The organism is Xanthomarina sp., assembly GCF_035306705.1.
Classification (GTDB): domain Bacteria; phylum Bacteroidota; class Bacteroidia; order Flavobacteriales; family Flavobacteriaceae; genus Xanthomarina.
This window is the reverse complement of record NZ_DATGNO010000047.1, coordinates 41,009-63,212: the sequence shown is the minus strand read 5'-3', so window position 1 is coordinate 63,212 and position 22,204 is coordinate 41,009. Positions and strand designations below refer to the sequence as shown.

General features: G+C 34.4%; 16 protein-coding genes and 1 other RNA gene. 9 read left to right on the top strand and 8 right to left on the bottom strand.

Annotated features, from left to right (window positions below; genetic code table 11):
- Positions 1-6,774, bottom strand: a 6,774-nt coding sequence (locus VKY47_RS04010) for a SprB repeat-containing protein (protein ID WP_324310559.1), incomplete at its 3' end; no start/stop codon positions are given.
- Between the two features lie 30 nt (positions 6,775-6,804).
- Complete coding sequence (locus tag VKY47_RS04005; protein WP_324310558.1) at positions 6,805-7,311, bottom strand: hypothetical protein; 507 nt, start codon at positions 7,309-7,311, stop codon at positions 6,805-6,807.
- 475 nt (positions 7,312-7,786) lie between these two features.
- On the opposite strand from VKY47_RS04005, the gene VKY47_RS04000 reads away from it, so the two are divergent.
- The 4 genes from VKY47_RS04000 (at position 7,787) to VKY47_RS03985 (ending at position 12,152) form a co-directional block, all read left to right on the top strand.
- A complete protein-coding gene (locus tag VKY47_RS04000; RefSeq protein WP_324310557.1) occupies positions 7,787-8,275 on the top strand; it encodes a SixA phosphatase family protein in 489 nt (162 codons plus the stop codon).
- A gap of 278 nt (positions 8,276-8,553) precedes the next feature.
- The gene (ppk1, locus tag VKY47_RS03995) at positions 8,554-10,620 is read left to right on the top strand and encodes a polyphosphate kinase 1 (protein WP_324310556.1); all 2,067 of its coding nucleotides are present in this window, start codon (positions 8,554-8,556) and stop codon (positions 10,618-10,620) included.
- 1 nt (position 10,621) lies between these two features.
- Positions 10,622-11,527 carry a Ppx/GppA phosphatase family protein gene (locus VKY47_RS03990; protein ID WP_324310554.1) on the top strand — a complete coding sequence of 302 codons (906 nt, stop codon included), beginning with the start codon at positions 10,622-10,624 and terminating at the stop codon, positions 11,525-11,527.
- Positions 11,528-11,624: 97 nt separating this feature from the next.
- The gene (locus VKY47_RS03985; RefSeq protein ID WP_324310552.1) at positions 11,625-12,152 is read left to right on the top strand and encodes a porin family protein; all 528 of its coding nucleotides are present in this window, start codon (positions 11,625-11,627) and stop codon (positions 12,150-12,152) included.
- An 85-nt stretch (positions 12,153-12,237) separates the two neighbouring features.
- On the opposite strand, the gene VKY47_RS03980 is transcribed toward VKY47_RS03985, so the two are convergent.
- The 3 genes from VKY47_RS03980 to VKY47_RS03970 are packed head-to-tail and all read right to left on the bottom strand — an operon-like array spanning position 12,238 to position 15,214.
- On the bottom strand, positions 12,238-12,819 hold the full coding sequence (locus VKY47_RS03980; protein ID WP_324310560.1) for a MiaE family protein: 582 nt from the start codon (positions 12,817-12,819) through the stop codon (positions 12,238-12,240).
- A gap of 32 nt (positions 12,820-12,851) precedes the next feature.
- Positions 12,852-13,409: a hypothetical protein gene (locus VKY47_RS03975; protein WP_324310550.1), complete on the bottom strand. Its 558-nt coding sequence runs from the start codon at positions 13,407-13,409 to the stop codon at positions 12,852-12,854.
- A gap of 56 nt (positions 13,410-13,465) precedes the next feature.
- Entirely contained in the window at positions 13,466-15,214 is a 1,749-nt protein-coding gene (locus VKY47_RS03970; protein ID WP_324310548.1) for a DNA polymerase III subunit gamma/tau, read from the bottom strand.
- A 232-nt stretch (positions 15,215-15,446) separates the two neighbouring features.
- On the opposite strand from VKY47_RS03970, the gene rnpB reads away from it, so the two are divergent.
- Positions 15,447-15,780: RNase P RNA component class A (gene rnpB / locus VKY47_RS03965), an RNA gene on the top strand.
- Between the two features lie 44 nt (positions 15,781-15,824).
- Here the strand turns inward: rnpB and rsmD are convergent.
- Genes rsmD through VKY47_RS03950 form a run of 3 tightly spaced genes read right to left on the bottom strand, consistent with a single transcriptional unit; the run spans position 15,825 to position 17,921 of the window.
- Complete coding sequence (gene rsmD / locus VKY47_RS03960) at positions 15,825-16,382, bottom strand: 16S rRNA (guanine(966)-N(2))-methyltransferase RsmD (RefSeq protein WP_324310546.1); 558 nt, start codon at positions 16,380-16,382, stop codon at positions 15,825-15,827.
- The gene (locus VKY47_RS03955; protein ID WP_324310544.1) at positions 16,382-17,203 is read right to left on the bottom strand and encodes a DUF3822 family protein; all 822 of its coding nucleotides are present in this window, start codon (positions 17,201-17,203) and stop codon (positions 16,382-16,384) included. The genes rsmD and VKY47_RS03955 overlap by 1 nt, the downstream gene beginning before the upstream one ends.
- Entirely contained in the window at positions 17,187-17,921 is a 735-nt protein-coding gene (locus tag VKY47_RS03950) for a hypothetical protein (RefSeq protein WP_324310542.1), read from the bottom strand. Before VKY47_RS03950 ends, VKY47_RS03955 begins: the two co-directional genes overlap by 17 nt.
- 123 nt (positions 17,922-18,044) lie before the next feature.
- Between VKY47_RS03950 and VKY47_RS03945 the strand changes: the two genes are divergently transcribed.
- From VKY47_RS03945 to VKY47_RS03930, 4 genes are all read left to right on the top strand, one after another.
- Complete coding sequence (locus VKY47_RS03945) at positions 18,045-19,472, top strand: ATP-dependent DNA helicase (RefSeq protein ID WP_324310541.1); 1,428 nt, start codon at positions 18,045-18,047, stop codon at positions 19,470-19,472.
- A gap of 110 nt (positions 19,473-19,582) precedes the next feature.
- The gene (kdsB, locus tag VKY47_RS03940) at positions 19,583-20,311 is read left to right on the top strand and encodes a 3-deoxy-manno-octulosonate cytidylyltransferase (protein ID WP_324310539.1); all 729 of its coding nucleotides are present in this window, start codon (positions 19,583-19,585) and stop codon (positions 20,309-20,311) included.
- A 78-nt stretch (positions 20,312-20,389) separates the two neighbouring features.
- Complete coding sequence (locus VKY47_RS03935) at positions 20,390-21,094, top strand: HAD family hydrolase (RefSeq protein ID WP_324310537.1); 705 nt, start codon at positions 20,390-20,392, stop codon at positions 21,092-21,094.
- Between the two features lie 27 nt (positions 21,095-21,121).
- Positions 21,122-22,204, top strand: coding sequence for an iron-containing alcohol dehydrogenase family protein (locus VKY47_RS03930; RefSeq protein ID WP_324310536.1), 1,083 nt, complete (start codon positions 21,122-21,124; stop codon positions 22,202-22,204).

Here is a 22,204-nt window from a genome sequence, read left to right as displayed (position 1 = left end):
ATCCGTAAAAGTCCAAGTGCGCGTGATTGTTATGTTACAAGCATCTGAGCTATCCGTTACTTCTGACAGCACACCGATAATGTCACCAGCACAGTTATCCGTAGCTGTTAATTCAGCAGCAGCAGGAACTTCAGTTACACATTGGTAAGCGATATCAGCTGGAGCAGCAGGAGCCACCGGAGCAATTGTATCGGCTACAGTGATTGTTTGAGAAACAGACGAGCTGTTATCACAAGCATCTGTAAATGTCCAAGTGCGCGTGATTGTTATGTTACAAGTATCAGAGTTATCTGTTACTTCTGAGACTATACCGATGATGTCACCAGAGCAGTTATCCGTAGCTGTTAATTCAATAGCGGCAGGAATTTCGGTTATACATTCGTAAACGATATCAGCTGGAGCAGCAGGAGCCACCGGAGCAATGGTATCAGCTACAGTGATTGTTTGAGAAACAGACGAGCTGTTATCACAAGCATCCGTGAAAGTCCATGTACGTGTAATTGTTATATTACAAGTATCAGAGTTATCTGTTACTTCTGAAACCACACCAACAATATCACCAGCACAGTTGTCCGTAGCTGTTAATTCAGCAGCAACAGGAACTTCGGTTACACATTGGTAAGCGATATCAGCTGGAGCTGTAGGCGCTACCGGAGCAATGGTATCGGCTACAGTGATTGTTTGAGAAACAGACGAGCTGTTATCACAAGCATCCGTGAAAGTCCAAGTGCGCGTAATTGTTATGTTACAAGCATCTGAGCTATCCGTTACTTCTGAAAGCACACCAACAATATCACCAGCACAGTTGTCCGTAGCCGTTAATTCAATAGCGGCAGGAACTTCGGTTACACATTGGTAAGCGATATCAGCTGGAGCAGCAGGAGCTACAGGAGCAATCGTATCTATTATGGTAAAGGTAGCGGTTGTTGAGCTTTCGTTCCCACAGCCGTCTGTAGCTGTAAATATTACAGTAGCAGAACCCGTTTCACCACAGCCATCTGAAAGGCCAGTAAAGTCATTAGACCAAGCAATAGCAGAACAATCATCGGTAGCAGTTGCACCACCGTTGTTTGCCAACCAAGCATTTAATGCAGCCACATTTCCATTACCATCACATTCTACGGTTTCGTTGGCCGCAGGATTTGTAATTACTGGAGCCACGGTATCTAAAATAGAGTAAGAAGCAGTAGTAGAAGTTGCATTTCCACATGCATCAGTAGCCGTAAAAGTTACTTCAATTGGTTCTGCACAGCCAGAAGTTGCACCTCCATAATTGTTGGTCCAAGTAATTGTACCACAATTATCAGAAGCCACAGCACCACCGTTATTGGCCAACCAAGCTTCGATTGCACCGTTGTTTCCAGTACCATCACATTCAATTGGAATATTAGAGGCTTCTACACTTATAACTGGAGCGATCGTATCGGCTACAGTAATCGTTTGAGATATAGAAGATGTATTTTCACATAAATCTGTAAAAGTCCAAGTACGTGTAATCGTTATGTTGCAGGCATCAGCATCATTAGTGATTTCTGACAGCACACCGATAATGTCACCAGCACAGTTATCCGTAGCTGTTAATTCAGCAGCAACAGGAACTTCAGTTACACATTGGTAAGCGATATCAGCAGGAGCAGCAGGAGCTACCGGAGCAATGGTATCAGCTACAGTGATTGTTTGAGAAACAGACGAGCTGTTATCACAAGTATCCGTGAAAGTCCATGTACGCGTAATTGTTATGTTACAGGCATCAGAGTTATCTGTTACTTCTGACAGCACACCGATAATGTCTCCAGAGCAGTTATCCGTAGCTGTTAATTCAGCAGCAGCAGGAACTTCGGTTACACATTGGTAAGCGATATCAGCAGGAGCAGCAGGAGCCACCGGAGCAATTGTATCGGCTACAGTGATTGTTTGAGAAACAGACGAGCTGTTATCACAAGCATCCGTGAAAGTCCAAGTACGAGTAATCGTTTTGTTACAAGCATCTGAGCTATCCATTACTTCTGAGACTATACCGATGATGTCACCAGAGCAGTTATCCGTAGCTGTTAATTCAATAGCGGCAGGAATTTCGGTTATACATTCGTAAACGATATCAGCTGGAGACGTTGGCGCTACCGGAGCAATTGTATCTTCTATAGTAAAAGTGGCAGTTGTAGTTGCAGAGTTTCCGCAATCGTCTGTAGCAGTAAATATTACAGTTGCAGAACCCGTTTCGCCACAACCATTAGATAATGCCGTAAAGTTGTTGGTCCAAGTTACATTTCCACAAAGATCGGTAGCAGTTGCACCTCCATTATTAGCTAACCAAGCATTTAATTCGGTTGTATTTCCCAAACCATCGCATTCAACTGTTTCATTGCTAGCTTGAGTGTGTAAAGTTGGAGGAACTAAATCTAATATTGTAAATAAAGCTGTCGTAGTTCTAGAGTTATTACAAGCATCTGTTGCAATAAAACGTACAAGTGTTCTTGATGTTTCGCCACATTGATCGATAACATTTAAAATTTCATGAGTCCAAGTAACTGCAGAGCAATTATCTGTTGCTTGCGATCCTGCATGGGTATCCAACCAAGCTTGGAATTCTTGCGCATTCCCATCACCATCACATAAAACTGTTTGATCTGACGCGACAGTTGTAATACTTGGAGCTGTTGTATCGGCTACAGTAATTACTTGAGATACGGATGATGAATTATTACAAGTATCTGTAAAAGTCCAAGTACGTGTAATTGTTATATTACAAGAGTCTGAATTATCTAAGATTTCTGAAACTAAACCAATAATATTACCAGCACAATTATCTGTAGCTGTTAATTCAATGGCAGCAGGAACTTCGTCGATACACTGAAAAGACAATGGAGCAGGAGCAGCAGGAGCTACAGGAGCTATCGTATCGCTTACAGTAATAATTTGAGATACAGATGATGAATTATTACAAGTATCTGTAAAAGTCCAAGTACGTGTTACAATAACATTACAAGGATCTGTTTCGTCTACGTTATCTATAGGTGAAGCCACGATAGTACCAGCACAATTATCTGTAGCAGTTAAATCGGTAGCAACAGGTAAATCTGTTATACACTGAACGGTTACATTGGCAGGAGCAGCAGGAGCTACAGGAGCTATCGTATCGCTTACAGTAATAATTTGAGATACAGATGATGAATTATTACAAGTATCTGTAAAAGTCCAAGTACGTGTTACAATAACATTACAAGGATCTGTTTCGTCTATATTATCTAAAGGCGAAGCTACGATAGTACCAGCACAATTATCTGTAGCAGTTAAGTCGGTAGCAACAGGTAAGTCGGTTAGACACTGAACGGTTACATTGGCAGGAGCGGTTGGTGCTACTGGCGCAGTTGTATCGGCTACAGTGATTGTTTGCGATACACTTAAGGTGTTGTCACAAGCATCTGTAAAAGTCCAAGTACGTGTTACAATAACATTACAAGGATCTGTTTCGTCTATAGTATCTACAGGCGAAGCAACAATATCATCCGAACAATTATCTGTTGCCGTTAAATCGATAGCAGCAGGTAAATCTGAGATACATTGGATGGTTGCATTAGCAGGAACAGAACCAACTAATTCTGGTTGAATGTTATCATTTACGGAGTAAGTATAAACCCAATCATGAGAATTGTTTGCACAATCTGTATAGGTCCACGTGTATGTTTTATCACCTACACAATCAGGATCAGCACTTACAACAGGTCCTGTAGGGATGATATTAACACCACAATTATCAGAAACTGTTGGAGGTGTTGGAACCACTTGAGCCTCATCCACACAAGTAACTAATGCCCCTTCATTAACAGGTAAATTAAAATCTAAATATTCTATGTTATAAACATAAGACCAAGTGTCTTGATTATTATTACAATCTGTAAAGGTATAAGTATACGTTCTAGTTCCTTCACAAGAAATAGGGTTTGGACTTTCAGTTACTACTGCAGCCGATGGCATTAATGTATTACCACACCCATCTGTAATAGTTGGAACAGTAAATGTTTCGGTTGCATCTAATAAACAATTAACAATGGCAGCACCATTTGCTTCACTAATGATTAATGCAGGCGTGTTTATTGTAATTATTTGATTGGCAGTTGCTGTTAATCCACAATCGTCAGTAATTGTATAGGTTCTTGTAACTAATATAGGACAAGAATCTGCTGAACTATCTTGGTAAGTTATGCTTGCAATATTATCATCGGCAAACGTACCACCTTCAGCTAAAAATTCGGCTTCGGTAATGGTCGTAATTGTTTCGTTATATGGTAATGAAGTAAAACCACCAACAGTTATATCAGCATTGGTACAACCATCTACAGCAAATCCATTTGGAGCTGTAATAACAGGAGCATCATTAGTTTCTTCAAGAACTTCAAAACTAGCTGTAGCAGTACAATTAGAGTTTTCATCGTTTATTGTTACCGTGTAAGTTCCCGCAGGTAAACCAGATATATCTTGAGTTGTTGAATTAGCTGTATCATTCCAAGAATACGTATAATCTCCAGATCCTCCAGTTACAGAAATATCGATAGCACCAATCGAGCTGTCTATACAAGAAGTTGGAGTCATACTTTCTAGACTTATTACAATTTCGTCGTAAACAGTTACAGTTATTGGAACTCTATCACCAACGCAAGTGGTACTAGGACCTTCAGCTACATAATATGTAAACGTACCAGCTGTACTTGTTGAAGGGATTAGCGTTAATAGCCCAGGAGTACTTGGGTTATTATTTGGATAATATAGAACTACATAGTCTGGATCGGTAGGAGTCGCTGTTAAAGCAACGGCTGTTTCATTTAAACAATAAACCAGATTTGATATAGAAGGAGTAGTTGTAATTTCATTAATCTCTATAGTAAAAATATAGCTACAGCCAGTATCCCCAGGAGGTACAGCATAATATGTAGTGACACCTATAGTAGCTGGAAATGGATTGTTAACAGTGTACTGAATGGAAGAATCTGTTACTGGATAAGAATTATAAAATCTTGATCCAGGAGGGAAATTTCCAGAAACTGCAGAAACAGGAATAGAACTTCCTAGAAAATCACAATAAAAGAATTCTCTTTCAACTGAAACATCTGTACAATTATCAATAATATATTGAGCAGAATCAATATCAATTTCTATTGGATTTGTATTTGGTTCACCTTGACAAACACCATTTTGTTGATAGCCTTGTATTAGAGGTAAAGAATAATTAGTTAGAGAAATAGCACCTGTTCCTGAAATGTTACCACCTACAATAACAATTTTAGGCGAACAATTATTATTTATTAAAATAGAACAATTTGTAGTAGAGGAAAGCTTGAATTTAATATCTGCCATCACCTCCCTTATATCAATTGGATTTAAAGGAATATAAGACATATCCCAAACAATGGCACCCGTTGCACCTTCGTTAGGAGCAAAATAAGGAGCTGATGCTTGGAAAAGTGGATTGTACTCATTATAAGTAATGCTTCCAGGAACAAACTGAGAGGTATAAGGAATAGGAATAACCAATCTAGCATTTTGAATGGCTTCTGTTCCTAAGTTTCTTATTTCTACACCATATTCCACAACATCTCCAGGTTCTACAACATAAGGTTGAATTGGAGGAAGTCCGTTAATAGAATTCGCAGATAATAACCCTTCCGATTCAGGAATATAAGCATCCACAGAAAAAGTTACGTTAAAAACAATATAGGTATCTTGTGTGGTACCATATCTAAATCGTGTAGAAGTTTGATTGGTACCAATTACATTATTGTTCGGGTTGGGAACGTCGAACATTGCAATATCTAACCCTGTATTGTTACTAAGGTTAGGGAGTCGACTATTGCCACCGGTCTGAATAGATGAATTAAAAAAGTTATTCGTGCTGTTTCCAGAATGAGTTAAACTTTGGTATTGATTATCTGAATTTCTTCTAATCTGAAAGTAATCGCCGGAAATACCAACATCACCTTCTCCAGCCATCATTCCAAGTTTTATTTTTACATCTCCGTTTTGTACTGTATTAAAACCAGAAACATCAATTGTATGACTTGCAGTCGTTGAACCTACAACATAAGCATAACCATCAAAAACGGTTACGTCACGCCAATTCATTTTAGAGTTTTCGTAAACAACCACCATTCCCCAGCCACCGTAGTAACCAGTGCTACCACCATTACCTTCGGTAAGTGCAATGTCGGCCACATAATAGTCACCTAAACCACCGTTTTTTACTATATCGGTCACTTCTTTATAACCTGCAAACATATCATTGTCTCCAGGATATCTAATGTCAGTAGCGTCTGCAATTAGCGTTTGGTAAGATTGTCCAGGACCTTTAAATTTTATGGTTCTTCGTCTTAGGTCGGTATAACTTGCTCCTCTATTTCTACCAGTCCAATAAAGACCAGCGTAAATAATATTAGAACACTCAGGGTTTGCACCGTTTTCGGTTGATAGCGCAAGAGTTGACATGGACGAGTTGGCCGTGCTTGGATCTCCGTCGACATCTACAAACCTCATGTCGTTACTGCTGTTGTCTCTTGAGCTGTTATAATTCACCAAGGTAAGGTTGGTGTTTCCAACCATTGTAAAGTCACCTTTAACGTTATAAACCGTTTGATTAGGAGAATAATCGGAAGTCCTAGGAGTAAAAGGAACTCTTACTTGACTGTAGCCAATAAAACTAGCACTTAATAACACAACAGTTAATAAGACAAGTTGTATAAGATTTTTATTAGCTTGAAATTTAATAGCGTATATTTTTTTCATCTGTATAATAATTAAATATTATAATTTTATTTAGGATGGGTTAACAACTTTATAAAACACTGTTGTTACAGAATCTGCATTTAACAAGTAATTGTTTATTTGTTGGTCTGTACATTCAAATAAACATTGTATGTAGACATACTTTAAGGACGAAAATCCATTAATATGTGAAAGATCTAATCTGGAATTTAAATCAGACAGTCGGTTCAGTTTTATGGTAATAACCTCTACATTACTATATAAACTGTTATTATCTTGTAACAAAAGATTGGAAGTACCGTCCAGAAGTTGAAGTACTTTAGGGCTTTCGTCTCCGGTAACATTAATAATTATAGAATTTTCAATGTAAATGGTCGGGTTTTTTCCGTGTAATAATTCATCAGGAATGGTTCCTGTAGTTCTTGAATTTCTGTTTTCAGAATTATCATCAAATATCCTCTGAATATTTCCTTGAGCAAAACTGCTGCTTGAAAAGAGAAATGTAATAGCACAAAGTACTAGAAAGTTTGAAAACGATCGTTTAGTTATTTTTTTCATAATGGGTCAAGTTTAAATGTTTAAACCTTAAATGTTAGATACGTAAAATCTTAAGCGTGAACTTAATGTCTAAAAATACATTCTATGTATGTTTGTTGAGGGAAGTACACTGATACATCAGCGCATCATGGATTAAGTGTTGTCTTTTGATTTTTGGGTATATTTTTAATTAATAGCTTACACAACAAATAAATAGCGATTCTTTAACCTTATCAAATAAAAATGTTAAATAACTCATAAATTCGACAAGAGGCTTTTTGCAATCGCTTTGTCGATGAAAAAACATGATTAACCGACCGGATTAATACCCAAATCTGAGAGACTCATAAACTTTCGGAAATTTTTCCTACAGTTTATAAAGTTTGATAATTTAATTTTATAAATTTATAATAGCTTAACTTGGAGGAACCAAAATATATTATTATATCGATAAAAACAACACTTTGTCGATAAAAAAACGCTTTTAATCGTATAAATGAAGAAATTAATACTTGTTAGACATGCCAAATCGTCTTGGGATGAAGACGTGAAAGATCACGATAGAGGGTTAGAAGTGCGAGGTTTTACTGACGCAGGACTAGTTTCGTTAAAATTCAAGGATTTTCAGTTAATACCCGATAAAGTGATTTCCAGTACGGCAAAAAGAGCGAAAACTACTGCTCAGATATTTCTGAAAAACCTAGAAATAGATTCCGCAAAGTTAGAATTGAACAAAAAGCTTTATGATTTCTCTGGAGAAAACCTTATTAAAACCATTAAAGAAATTCCTGATAATTTTAATGTTTTAATGATATTTGGTCATAATAACGCCTTAACAGACTTTGTTAATACCTTTGGTGATATGTCTATTGAAAATGTGCCAACTAGCGGACTTGTAGTTATCGAATTTCTTGCAGAATCATGGAAACACATATATAAAGGACAAACTTTAAAAGTAATATTTCCCCGAGATTTAAGAGAATAGGTTAGCTAAAAGCACATCTAAATATTTTTTTACTTATTTAGTAGCATCTTAGACACTAAGATTATAGAGTTTTATTAACTTATAATCCATATTATAGGATGATGCTAAAACCATAATTTACGGTAAGAGACTTCAAATAAATTATGCACACTTTAAAATTTACCAACTCCTATATAATCATATATTCATAATTAAAAACATGAACAGAAGTATGCTAGCAATCTATTCAATATTACATATTAATGGAATATATTTGTACCACTTAAATTAACCTTTTAATGACGAAAAGAGAAAAGCCTAATAATAATTATATAAATAGAGAAATTAGCTGGTTGCAGTTTAATGCAAGAGTATTGCAGGAAACTGCAGACAAGAATGTGCCATTAATTGAAAGATTAAGGTTTTTAGGAATTTTCTCTAACAATTTGGACGAATTTTTTAAAGTAAGATACGCCACAGTAAAACGGATAGTGGAAGCTGGTAAGGATGCCAGAAGTGTACTGGGCGGCATAAAGGCGAAAGAACTGCTTGAAGAAATAACCGAAATAGTAATCATCCAACAAAGTGAAAGTTTAGAGATTTTAAGCAATATTGAAAAAGAGCTTGAAAAAGAAAATATCTTTATTATTAATGAAGATGAAATAGATGAAAATCAGCATAAATTCATCAAACAGTATTTTATTCAAAAAGTAAGTCCTGCGTTAGTAACCATTATTTTAAGCAATCAAGTAGATCTACCTAACTTAAAAGACAGCGCTTCTTACTTAGCGGTAAAAATGTCTTTAAGTAACGGACAAGAAAATCGATATGCTTTAATTGAAATTTCTAAAACCATGGATCGTTTTGTAGTTTTACCTGTGCAAGACGGGAAGAGCTACATTATTATGTTGGACGATTTATTGCGGTATTGCTTAGACGATATTTTTAATATCTTCCATTACGAGCATATTTCGGCTCACATGATAAAAATTACTAGAGATGGCGAGTTAGACTTTGAAAGTGATTTAAGTAAAAGTTTTATGGAAAAAATTTCCGATAGCGTTAAACACAGACAAATGGGAGAACCCGTTCGTTTTGTGTACGATAAAACCATAGACTTAGAAACCTTATCTTATTTAATGTCTAAAATGGGAATTGACTCCCACGATAGTATTATTCCTGGAGGACGATACCACAATCGTAGAGACTATATGGCTTTTCCTAGTTTGGGAAGAACCGATTTACTCTATAATAAAATTGAACCTTTACCAATTAAGGACCTTAGTTTAGAAGCTAGTATTTTTGACAGTGTTGCTAAAAAAGATTATTTACTTCATGCACCTTATCAAACATTTTCCTATGTGGTTAAGTTTTTAAGGGAAGCAGCTCTAGATCCAACAGTTATTACCATAAAAATCACTATTTACAGATTGGCTCAAATCTCGCATGTGGCCAGTTCTTTGATAAATGCAGCCAAAAATGGTAAAAAAGTAACGGTTTCCATAGAAATTCAAGCTCGTTTTGACGAACAAGCCAATATAGATTATGCCCAACAAATGGAAAATGAAGGCATTAATTTAATTTTTGGGGTTCAAGGATTAAAAGTACATAGTAAAATGTGTGTTATAGAACGAGAAGAGAATAAAAAATTAAAACGTTACGGATTTATAAGTACTGGAAACTTTAACGAATCGACAGCAAAAATATATACAGATTACACGTTGTTTACTTCAGATCAAAGAATATTGAAAGACCTTAATAAGGTCTTTAATTTCTTTGAGATTAACTATAGAATTTATAGATATAAACACATTATTACTTCTCCACATTATACACTAAAAGCTTTTTTTAAGTTAATAGATTTTGAAATACAAAATGTAAAAGCGGGAAAACCAGCATATATTAGGTTAAAAATGAACAGTCTTTCTAGCTTTAAAATGGTGGACAAATTATATGAAGCTAGTAGGGCAGGTGTGAAAATACAAATGATTGTTCGAGGAATTTGTTGTTTAATCCCTGGAGTTAAAGGCATGAGTGAGAATATTGAAGTTATTAGCGTGGTCGATAAATTTTTAGAACATACAAGGCTCTTTATTTTTTGTAATAATAATGAACCTAAGGTTTATATTTCCTCGGCCGATTGGATGACAAGAAACATAGAAAATAGAGTGGAAGTAAGTTGTCCTATTTATGATGAAGATATTAAAAAAGAACTTATAGAAACCTTTAATATTTGTTGGAGCGACAATGTAAAAGCTAGAATTTTAAACGAAGCTCAAAAAAATGAATATAGAAAGACCAAAGGACCAGAAATTCGCTCTCAGTTTGTCTTGTACGATTACTACTTAAAAAAACTTGAAAATTAATATGCTTACCATAAAAAAATATGCGGCAATAGATATTGGGTCCAATGCAATTAGACTTCTCATTGCCAATATTATTGAAGAAAAAGGTAAAGAAACACGTTTCAAAAAAAGCTCTTTAGTGCGTGTCCCTGTTCGTTTAGGCGCCGATGTTTTTTTAGAACAAAACATTTCAGATTACAATAAGGAACGAATAATTGATACCATGAAGGCATTTAAATTATTAATGAAAACCCATAATGTAGTTAAGTATAAAGCCTGTGCAACTTCTGCCATGAGAGAAGCTGTTAATGGAAAAGAAATAACAGATTTGGTGTACAAAAAAACCAAAATTAGAATAGATGTTATTGAAGGCGAAGAAGAAGCAGCCATAATTGCAGCAACAGACCTAAACTCCTATATAGATACTAGTAAAACCTATCTATATGTTGATGTTGGTGGAGGAAGTAGTGAGTTTACGGTTATTGATAAAGGAATAACCATTACTTCAAAATCTTTTAAAATTGGTACTGTTAGGTTGTTAAACGATATTGTGAAAAAGGAAACCTGGCTCGAACTTGAAGAATGGATCAAGCGAAATACCGAAGCTTACGAAAAAATTGATGTTATGGGTTCAGGAGGAAACATTAATAAAATTTTTAAAATTTCGGGTAAACCTATGGGCAAACCTTTAACCTATTTTTATCTAACCTCTTATTACAACACCTTACAATCTTATTCTTACGAAGAACGTATTACAGAATTGGATTTAAACCAAGATCGTGCGGATGTAATTATTCCAGCAACCCGAATTTATCTGTCTTCTATGAAATGGAGTGGCGCCAAAGATATTTATGTGCCAAAAATTGGATTGTCTGACGGAATCATAAAAAGCATCTATCTTAAAACGGTTTCAAGCAACATACAGTAAATATGATACATTTGGTCTTTAATATATTTTAATTCTTGACAATATATATATATTAGTACCTTTAATAACTGAAAACGAATTTTTTAAAAACTTTATTATGAGAAAAACATTACTTCTATTAGCTTTTATTATAATTTCTACTCTAAGCTATGCACAAAATAGCATGCACGGTATACGTGTAGGCTTAAATATTTCTAATTTGGATTTTGAACCACATCCTAATTTCGACAATAACCACAGAAATGGTTTTGCGATTGGAGTTTTTGGTGAATACGATCTATCTAAAAAAGTTGCAATTGCTCCAGAAATTCAATTTTCTGCCGAAGGTGCTAAAGCCCAGGACCTAAGAATAGATTACATCCAGATACCTATTTTAATGAAATATAGATTTAATGATACATTTTCTGTTGGAGCCGGCCCAATGGCTGGAGTTAAAATATGGGAATTTGAAGATGGTATGAAAAATTTTGCTTTTTCCGTGGTTGGAGGTATAGAGGTATTTATTACAAGCGATATCTTTATCGATGCTAGATATCATTATGGATTAACAAATGTGATTGATGATGACTCTACTTTCGAAGCTAAAAACAGCAACATACAAATAGGTGTTGGTTTCAAAATTTAATAAACACACACATTAAAAAAACTCCGATAAATTTTAAGATTATCGGAGTTTTTTGTTTGAAATACTATCAGAACACGAATTGATACTAACCGTGAATGGTTTCAGATTTACTCAAATCTTTCATAATGCCTGCTTCAAATTCAAGAAGTTGTTGCCATTTTTCATCCACTTCTTTTCTATCTCCATACTGTCTGGCAAAACCTAAAAACATGGTATAATGATTGGCTTCGCTTACCATTAATTTCCTATAGAATTCAGCAAGTTCTTTGTCTTCCAATTCTTCAGAAAGTAGTCTAAAACGTTCACAACTTCTAGCTTCAATTAATGCTGCATAAAGCAATCTATGAACAAGTTGTGTCGTTCTGCTACCTCCTTTTGGAAAGAAGGTAATGAGTTTTAAAACATAGTCATCTTTTCTATCACGTCCTAAAGTCCAGCCATTTTCCAAAATACGATCGTGTACCATTTTAAAATGACTGATTTCCTCTTTTACCAAGGCAATCATTTCTTGAACAAGCTCTGTATATTCAGGAAAACCTACAATTAACGAAATAGCTGTACTAGCAGCTTTTTGCTCGCAATAAGCATGATCTGTTAATATCTCTTCAATATTTTTTTCTACAATATTTACCCAACGTGGATCTGTTGGTAATTTCAATCCTAGCATGATTTTTTGTTTAGTCATTTTCTCAAAATTAACTAGTTTATAAAAGCGTAAAGTGTACTGTTTTCTTCTAATTTATAGTTGCCTTCAGAATCTATAATGATATTGCAAAAGCTTACTTTTTTGCTATCTGTTTTTTGGATCATTGCTGACAAAACGATGGAATTGGTTTCCATAGAAGCAGCTTGGTCAAACATAAGGTTTACAATGGCGTTGTCCAATTGAAGATCATTTTTTATTTTATATAAAAACTGTTTATCAATGGTATCGTTAAAAATTTCCTTTGAGTTTTTAGTGATAGTAACTTCCGAAACAATCTCTCTATAATATTCTTTATAATTTATGGTGTCTTGTTTAAATTCGTTTAAAACACTCTGTTCCATATCCGTGTAAGTTTTCAACTTTATATGAAAACCATTGCTTAAAATGGTGTCAGTAACAACTTCTGTGTAGTTCTCAGGAATATAACTTATGTTCTCAGAAAAAGACTTTTGCTTTAAAACATTGGAATTGGATTTAAAAACCCGATCTCTACCATCGCAGCTTATAGAAACCACTCCAATTAAAGCAAGTAAAAAAAATAGTTTTCTCATAAAATGTTCTATTTAGATAAGTCCGTTATCTAGGTCTTAATTACTGATTTCTAAGTTTAAATATCCAAATCGAAGGTTTTTCTTAAAGTTTCTATAGCTGGATTTTTCTCTAACAACTTTTCATATTTTTCCCGAGTTGTGTACGCATATTGTTTTTCCATTTCTTCATTGATTTCAATGGATAAATTTAGATCGTAATTGTTCAGGGATTTTTTTAAGAACATCATTAAATCGTATTGCTGACGCTCAAGCTCTACTTTATTTGTAGAATTTGGAAGTTCTAGACAAATAGATGTTCCTTTTAATTTTGGAGTGTCGATGGAGAGAATAGAAGCCAAATTATATTGTCCCTTTTCTTCCAATTGTTTTATAAAGGCGTTCCAAAATAACATAAATTCATTTTCCGTAAAGGCATCAGTTGGTAAATTATCTTCATCAATAACTACTTCCATCTGCTTAATTAGATGTTCCTTTTTTGCTTGAATACTTTTTAAAGATAAACCTGAAGTAGCTTTTTTGCCGCTGTTTAAAGAAATTTTTGGAGTTTCGGCTTTAGTTTCAGAAACTGTTTTTTCAACTTTAACTTGAGTTGTGGCATGGCTTGGAACAGGCTTGTTATAAGTTTCTTGTTTTGGTTCTTGGATTGAAGTTTGTTGTTTTTCCGGTATAGTTACCGGAACTGGCTTAATTCCTTTTTTAATAAAGTAACTGGCAGGAATTATGAAGTTTTTACTATTTTTTTTTTCTCCATCAAAAGTGATAGAGGCAAGCTGCATAAGGCATAATTCGACGAGTAACCGTTGATTTTTGCTGGATTTAAATTTGAGATCGCAATCGTTTGCCAATTCAATTCCTTGCAATAAGAAAGGTTGTGAAGCTTTTTTAGATTGAATAAGATATTTTTCTTGGGTTTCTTCTCCAACTTCCAATAATTCTATAGTTTCAGAATTCTTACAAACCATTAAATCCCTAAAGTGCGAAGCCAGACCAGCAATATAATGGTGGCCATCGAAACCTTTGGCCAAAATGCTATTAAACTGAATTAATAGTCCTGGAATATTGTTTTCGAGAATGTAATCTGTACTGGTAAAATACGTTTCGTAATCTAGTACATTTAAATTTTCCGTAACCGCTTGTCTAGTCAAATTTTTCCCAGAGAAACTTACCACACGATCAAATATAGAAAGCGCGTCACGCATGGCACCATCAGCTTTTTGTGCTATAATGTGCAGAGCATCATCTTCAGCTTCTATTCCTTGTTCTTTAGCAATAAATTTTAAATAATCCTTAGCATCTTTTACGGTGATTCGTTTAAAATCGAAAATCTGGCACCGTGACAAGATGGTTGGGATAATCTTATGTTTTTCAGTAGTAGCAAGAATAAAAATGCAATGTTTTGGTGGTTCTTCTAAAGTCTTTAAAAAAGCATTGAAAGCCGCTTGGGAAAGCATATGGACCTCGTCGATAATATAGACTTTATATTTTCCAACTTGAGGTGGAATACGAACTTGATCCGTCAGGTTTCTAATATCGTCTACCGAGTTGTTAGAGGCTGCATCCAGTTCAAATATATTAAAGGCAAAATCTTCGTCTTCTTTTTCAGTGCCATCGCTATTAATCATTTTGGCCAAAATCCTGGCACAAGTTGTTTTACCAACACCACGAGGTCCAGTAAAGAGAAGTGCTTGTGCTAAATGATTACTTTCAATGGCATTCAATAACGTATTTGTAATAGCCTGCTGACCTACAACATCCTTAAATGTTTGAGGTCTATATTTACGCGCAGATACTACAAAGTGCTCCAATTTTACTAAGTTTATTTTAGCATTTTATTAATGCCAAACGGTTAAGTAACAAAGTTAAAAATAAGGTTTGTAATTTAAGCTATTCCTGTCTAAATTTAATAGGAGTTATTAACAAAATCTTATTAGTACTTAGAGTGTCGAAAGTACTTAAAGTGCCTAAAGTTGGGCTAATTTAGAAATATAAATAATTCACAACTTTAGACACTTATAACTTATTTACGTACTTTTGTATCTAGTAAATCGCCTTATCGCTGCCCCGATTTTTCGGGGTGGAGGAAAGTCCGAACACCAAAGTGCAACATAGTGGCTAATAACCACCAGTCGTGAGGCTAGGAAAAGTGCAACAGAAAGTATGTACAGGTCATGCTGTAGTGAAACCAGGTAAACTCTATGTGGTGCAATGTCATGTAAACCAACGTTTGAAGGCGGCACGCTTGATGTTGGAGGGTAGACAGCTAAAGTGTTCTGGTAACAGGACACTCAGATAAATGATAAGGGCTTTTTTTTAGAATTTATTTTCTAAAAATATAAAAGTACAGAATTCGGCTTATAGATTTGCTCAAATAAACAATCCCAATTAGTGTATGCTATTTGGGATTTGTTTTATAGTTTATTCTTCTTCGTCATCGTTTTTTATCTCAAAAAAGCTAAACATATTTCCTCCGTAATTTTTAGAATAACTAAAATGCTCTATGTTCGATAAGTTGGTATGCTTGGAGTGTTCAACAACTAAAACGCCGGCTTTTTCCAATAAATTATTTTTAAAAATGAGTTCTGGGATTCGTATAAAATCTTCAACAGTAAACTCGTATGGCGGATCGGCAAATATAATATCCGATTTCTGAGTGGTTTTTTCCAAAAACAAAAACACATCGCTTTTAATGGTTTTTATGGGCATTTCGAAAGCTTGAGCTGTTTCGTTTATAAACTTAATACATCCATAATCTGCATCTACACATGTAATATTTGTAGTTCCTCTGGACGCAAATTCGTAACTGATATTTCCTGTACCAGCAAACAGATCCAATACCGAGACATCATCAAAATAAAATTGATTGTTAAGAATGTTGAATAGGGCTTCCTTAGCCATATCTGTAGTTGGGCGAACAGGTAATTTTTTTGGAGCAGTAATTCGTCTGCCTTTAAATTGTCCAGAAACAATGCGCATTAAAAACTTTGTATTAGTACAAAATCGGAATAATCTGATTTTGGTTTGTTAAGGTATGTATAAGTATCTGTACGTTTTCCAAAACTTATATGTCTTATGTATTTATATAAGATGGTATATAAATCGGATTCCTTTTCGATATCTCCCAAAAGTACGACATTTATTTTTTCGGGATTTAGTTTTAATTGTTCCATGGTAAACAAGATATAATAAAGAAAATCTTCTTTACTGGAATAATCGAAGGTATTATAAAGCTTGAGCTTTCCTTGGTTGGTAATTACAATTTCAAAATGGTCTTTATTTACATTTACGTAAAACATAACAGCTTCTGCATGCTTTTCAAGTTGTAAAACTTTATCAACCAAAATAGTGGAGAAATGGCTGTAAGTAAAGCTTCCAAACGTTTCATAAATGTAATTATTTACGTTTACGTAAGGCACGTAAACACTAACGCTGTCGTTAATGTCCAAATTATCGTAAGCTATAAAATCCGACTTAAGGATTTTTGAATTGAACTTTAAATAATCGGCCAAATAATCTTCATTAAATAACGCTTTTGGAACTATGGTTGCCAACTCGTTTATATAAATAACATGTACTTTGTCGAAGATTTCCTGGAGTTCTTTTTCAGTATTAAAAAGATGTTTTAAAAAATCTAAAGCATCAAAAGGAGAGAGCTTTTTATCCGTCTCAAAATGCTTTAAATAAGAAATGGTATTTGTTTCCTTGTTTAGGATACAAAAAGAAAGTCCATTCAAACTTATTTGAATGGACAACTCTAGATTAGTTTGTTTATTTTGAGTTTTATTCGCTATCTCCATAAGTTTTTGGCCAATTTCCATTGGTTTTAACCTCAGTCATAGATCCTACTTTTAATGCATCTCCATTCACACCATCCACAGAAACAACTTGGTTTTCTTGAACAATTAGATCATTGTCTTGATCGTGTAAAATAACTCTTTTCTTGACGCTAGCTTCAAAAACAGGGATCTTTATATCGTTTTGATCTAAAAATCCAGATTCCATTTTAAATTGTTGGTCTGTATCAGGCACATTCATCATGGTTCTATATCTGTCAGAACTCTTAAATAACGAATCTTTAACCGATTTAGTTCCTAAAGTATCAATAATTCTAATTTCTTTAGTCATTTCAACACCTCCATAACGTTTTGTAAGTTCCTGATCAACTACGGTAGAATCTCTACGTTGTGTAATGGTGTAATGGGCAGTATCTATAAACTTAACCAAATCATCGAAATTTGGGGCAAATACTCCTGTTACTTGTTGGTGTGCCAATTGAGCATCTCTAATATCTATAAGCCTTTCAATAACCTGTGCGTAACGTTTGTTCTTTACTTTGTTAAATTGAATAGGTTCGTAAACAGACATAAAGGTTAGATATCCCAAATAGAAAATCAACGCCCAAAGGGCAATGGACAATACTGGTTTAACTTTAGCAGGGATAAACTTGTCAATTAGCCATACTAAACCAATGGTAAGTACTATTACAGCAACAGCTATAAGAATTATTTTAAACATAGTGTCAGTTATTAAATTTATTTAAGGTACCACGCAAATCTACAATTTTTTTTTAATCGTAAAAACCAAAGCAAGGAAAAATCATTCTTATCTTTGATGAAATTTCAAAAACAGCCCACTTTCATGACATCTTCAGAATTTTATTCTCTTATAAGACAGCAATTTCCCTTTAAACCAACCTCAAAACAAGAAATCGTGTTATTGCAACTTTCGGAGTTTATTTTATCTGATGATCCAAATGCTCTTTATTTACTAAAAGGGTACGCTGGAACTGGAAAAACAACTATTGTTGGTACTTTGGTTTCAAATTTATGGAAGATAAAAAAGAGCGCTGTACTAATGGCGCCAACAGGTCGAGCTGCAAAAGTGATATCAAATTATTCAGGAAAAGAAGCTTTTACCATCCATAAAAAAATATACTTTCCTAAAAAGGAAAAAGGAGGAGGTGTAAAGTTCGTTATGCAGCCAAACAAACATAAAAACACCATTTTTATCGTAGATGAAGCGTCCATGATTCCTGATACTCCTAGCGAATCGAAATTTTCTGAAAATGGTTCCCTACTCGACGATTTAATGCAATATGTATATTCTGGATTTAAATGTAAATTGCTATTGATTGGAGATACGGCACAATTACCTCCAGTAAAATTGGATTTAAGCCCAGCTTTAGATGCCAATACTTTAGAGCTTAATTATAACAAGCAGGTTACTAAAATGGAATTGGACGAAGTTGTAAGACAAGAGCAAGACTCTGGCATTTTGGCGAATGCTACTAACTTACGGGAAAGCTTAACAGATACTTTTTTCGAGAACTTTAAATTCAATTTAAACAACTATACCGACATTGTTAGGCTTATTGATGGCCATGACATTATGGATGCCATAAACGATGCATATAGCCAATTGGGTAACGAAGAAACAACGATTATTGTTAGAAGTAACAAACGTGCCAATATGTATAATGAACAAATAAGAAGTAGAATCTTATTTAATGAAAACGAGTTGACTACCGGCGATTTTTTAATGGTAGTTAAAAATAATTATTTCTGGATCAAGCCAACCACCGAAGCAGGATTTATTGCCAACGGAGATATTGTTGAAGTTTTAGAAATATTTAATATTTTAGATTTATATGGATTTCGTTTTGCTGAAGTGAAAATCCGAATGGTCGATTATCCTAAAATGAGTCCTTTTGAAACTGTTTTGCTTTTAGATACTATTTCTGCTGAAACACCTTCGCTTACCTACGAAGATTCCAATAGGCTCTATCAAGAAGTAATGAAGGATTATGAAAATGAATCCAGCAATTATAAAAAGTTTTTAAGCGTAAAGAATAACAAGTATTTTAATGCGTTACAAGTTAAATTTTCTTATGCCATAACCTGTCATAAATCCCAAGGAGGTCAATGGAACACCGTGTTTGTAGAACAGCCATATTTACCAGAAGGCATTACAAAAGATTATTTGCGCTGGTTGTATACAGCTGTTACCCGAGCTAAGGAAAAACTGTATCTTATTGGTTTTAAAGATGAATTCTTCACTGAAGAATAGCCGAGTTAAAACCATCTATTTGCGACAAGTTAAAAACAGAAAAAGTTTCAAGCTGGAAGTGGTTAATATCTTTTAAAAACCCTATTTTTGAAAACACATATTAAACATATATGAAAATAATCTCCATGATACCTGCACGCTATAGTGCATCTCGTTTTCCAGGCAAGCTTATGCAAGATTTGGGAGGCAAATCTGTTATTCGAAGGACTTACGAAGCTACAGTAAACACTAATTTATTTGACGACGTTTACGTAGTTACCGATAGCCAGGTTATTTTTGATGAAATTACAAATCATGGAGGAAAAGCCATAATGAGTAAAAAAGAACACGAATGTGGAAGCGATAGAATTGCCGAAGCCATCGAGTTTATGGATATAGATATTGTTGTAAATGTGCAAGGAGATGAACCTTTTACAGAAGTTTCTGCATTACGAAAACTCATCGATGTGTTTAAAAACGATGATCAACAGGAAATTGATTTAGCTTCATTAATGGTGAAAATCACGGATTGGGATGAAATTAAGAATCCAAATACTGTCAAGGTCATCGTAGACAACAACAATTTTGCGCTTTATTTTTCGCGCAGCCCGATTCCATACCCAAGAGACGAAACCGTTCAAGTGGTTTACCATAAACATAAAGGGGTTTATGCGTTTAGAAAAGAAGCCTTATTGGATTTTTACAGACTTCCTATGATGACTTTAGAGGCATCAGAAAAAATAGAATGCATTCGATATTTAGAATACGGAAAGAAAATTAAAATGGTGGAAACAGATGTTCAAGGTGTGGAAATAGATACCCCAGAAGATTTGGAACGTGCTAAAAAACTTTGGAAATAACAAAGTCATTCCTTATGAATGATCTATTAACCCATAGAAAAGGAAATTATTTAATGTGATATTAAGAATTAAAGAAAATTGATAAAAGAATATAAAAACATAAAAGTCATTGGTTTTGATGCAGACGATACCCTTTGGGTAAACGAAACTTATTTTCGCGATGCAGAAAAACAATTTGCTATTCTTTTATCTAAATACGAAACCTTAAATAAAATAGACCAAGAACTATTTAAAAGAGAAATAGATAATTTACCACTTTATGGGTATGGTGTTAAAGGATTTGTATTATCTATGGTGGAAATGGCTTTAGAATTATCCAATAACAGTGTGCCTAACAAAACCATTCAGGCTATTTTGGATATAGGAAAGGATATGTTAAACAAACCTGTGGAATTAATGGACGGCGTGGAAGAAGTTTTACAAACCCTTTCTGGAAAGTACAAACTTATTTTAGCAACCAAAGGCGATTTGTTGGATCAACAACGAAAATTGGAAAAATCTGGATTAACAGATTATTTTCATCATATTGAAGTATTAATAGATAAACAAGAAGCTAATTACTCCAAGCTTTTAAATCATTTGGAAATCAAACCTTCCGAATTTTTAATGATAGGAAACTCATTAAAATCAGATGTGTTACCATTAATAAATATTAAAGCACATGCCATTCATGTGCCATTTCATACAACTTGGATCCATGAGCAAGTGGATCAAAAAGAAACCAACGGTAAAAAATATAGAACAACTGTTAGCTTGTTGGATATTTTACCTTTGTTAAACTAATTAGATAATTATTGTTATTACATATTCATGAGTTATAAAAATTTTCCAATGGTGTCCAAAGTAGTTTTCGGACGAGGTAGCTTTAATCAATTAGAAGAGATTCTTTCTCCAAAACGATTAAATGTAAAAGCGCCATTTATTTATATTGTGGACGATGTTTTTCAAGGTAACTCTTGGATAACTTCAAGAATTCCATTGTCTTACGATGATAAGATATATTTCATATCTGCCAATGAAGAGCCTAAAACCTCTCAGGTTGATGAGATGGTAGAAGAAATTATTTTAAAATTCAAAGCCTTGCCTTCGGGTATAATTGGAATTGGAGGAGGTACCGTATTAGATTTAGCCAAAGCTGTTGCAATCATGCTAACCAATAAAGGAGAATCTAAAGATTATCAGGGTTGGGATTTGGTTAAAAAACCAGCTATCTATCATGTTGGAATTCCAACAATTTCTGGAACTGGTGCCGAAGTATCAAGAACCACGGTTTTAACTGGACCAGATAAAAAACTAGGTATCAATTCAGATTATACACCTTTCGATCAAGTGGTTTTAGATCCAGAACTAACTAAAGATGTACCAGTAGATCAATGGTTTTATACCGGAATGGATTGTTATATTCATTGTGTCGAATCCTTAAAAGGTACTTTTTTAAATGCTTTTAGCCAAAGTTATGGTGAGAAGGCTTACGAACTTTGTGTGGAACTGTTTTTAGACAACAATTTAACCGAAGAAGAGGCGCAAGACAAACTTATGATGGCTTCTTGGCATGGTGGGATGAGTATTGCTTATTCTCAAGTAGGAGTAGCACATGCTATGAGTTACGGGCTAAGTTATTTGTTAGGCACAAGACATGGTATTGGAAATTGTATTGTTTTTGATCATTTAGAAGAGTTTTATCCAGAAGGAGTGAGGATCTTTAAAAAAATGAAAGCAAAACATGGAATCGAATTACCGCAAGGAGTTTGCGCCAATTTGTCAGACAAAGAGTTTGATGTTATGATTGATGTTGCTTTAGGTTTAGAACCTTTATGGGAAAATGCCTTAGGAAAACATTGGCAAAAAACCATTACTCGTGATAAGTTAAAAGAACTCTACTTGAAAATGTAA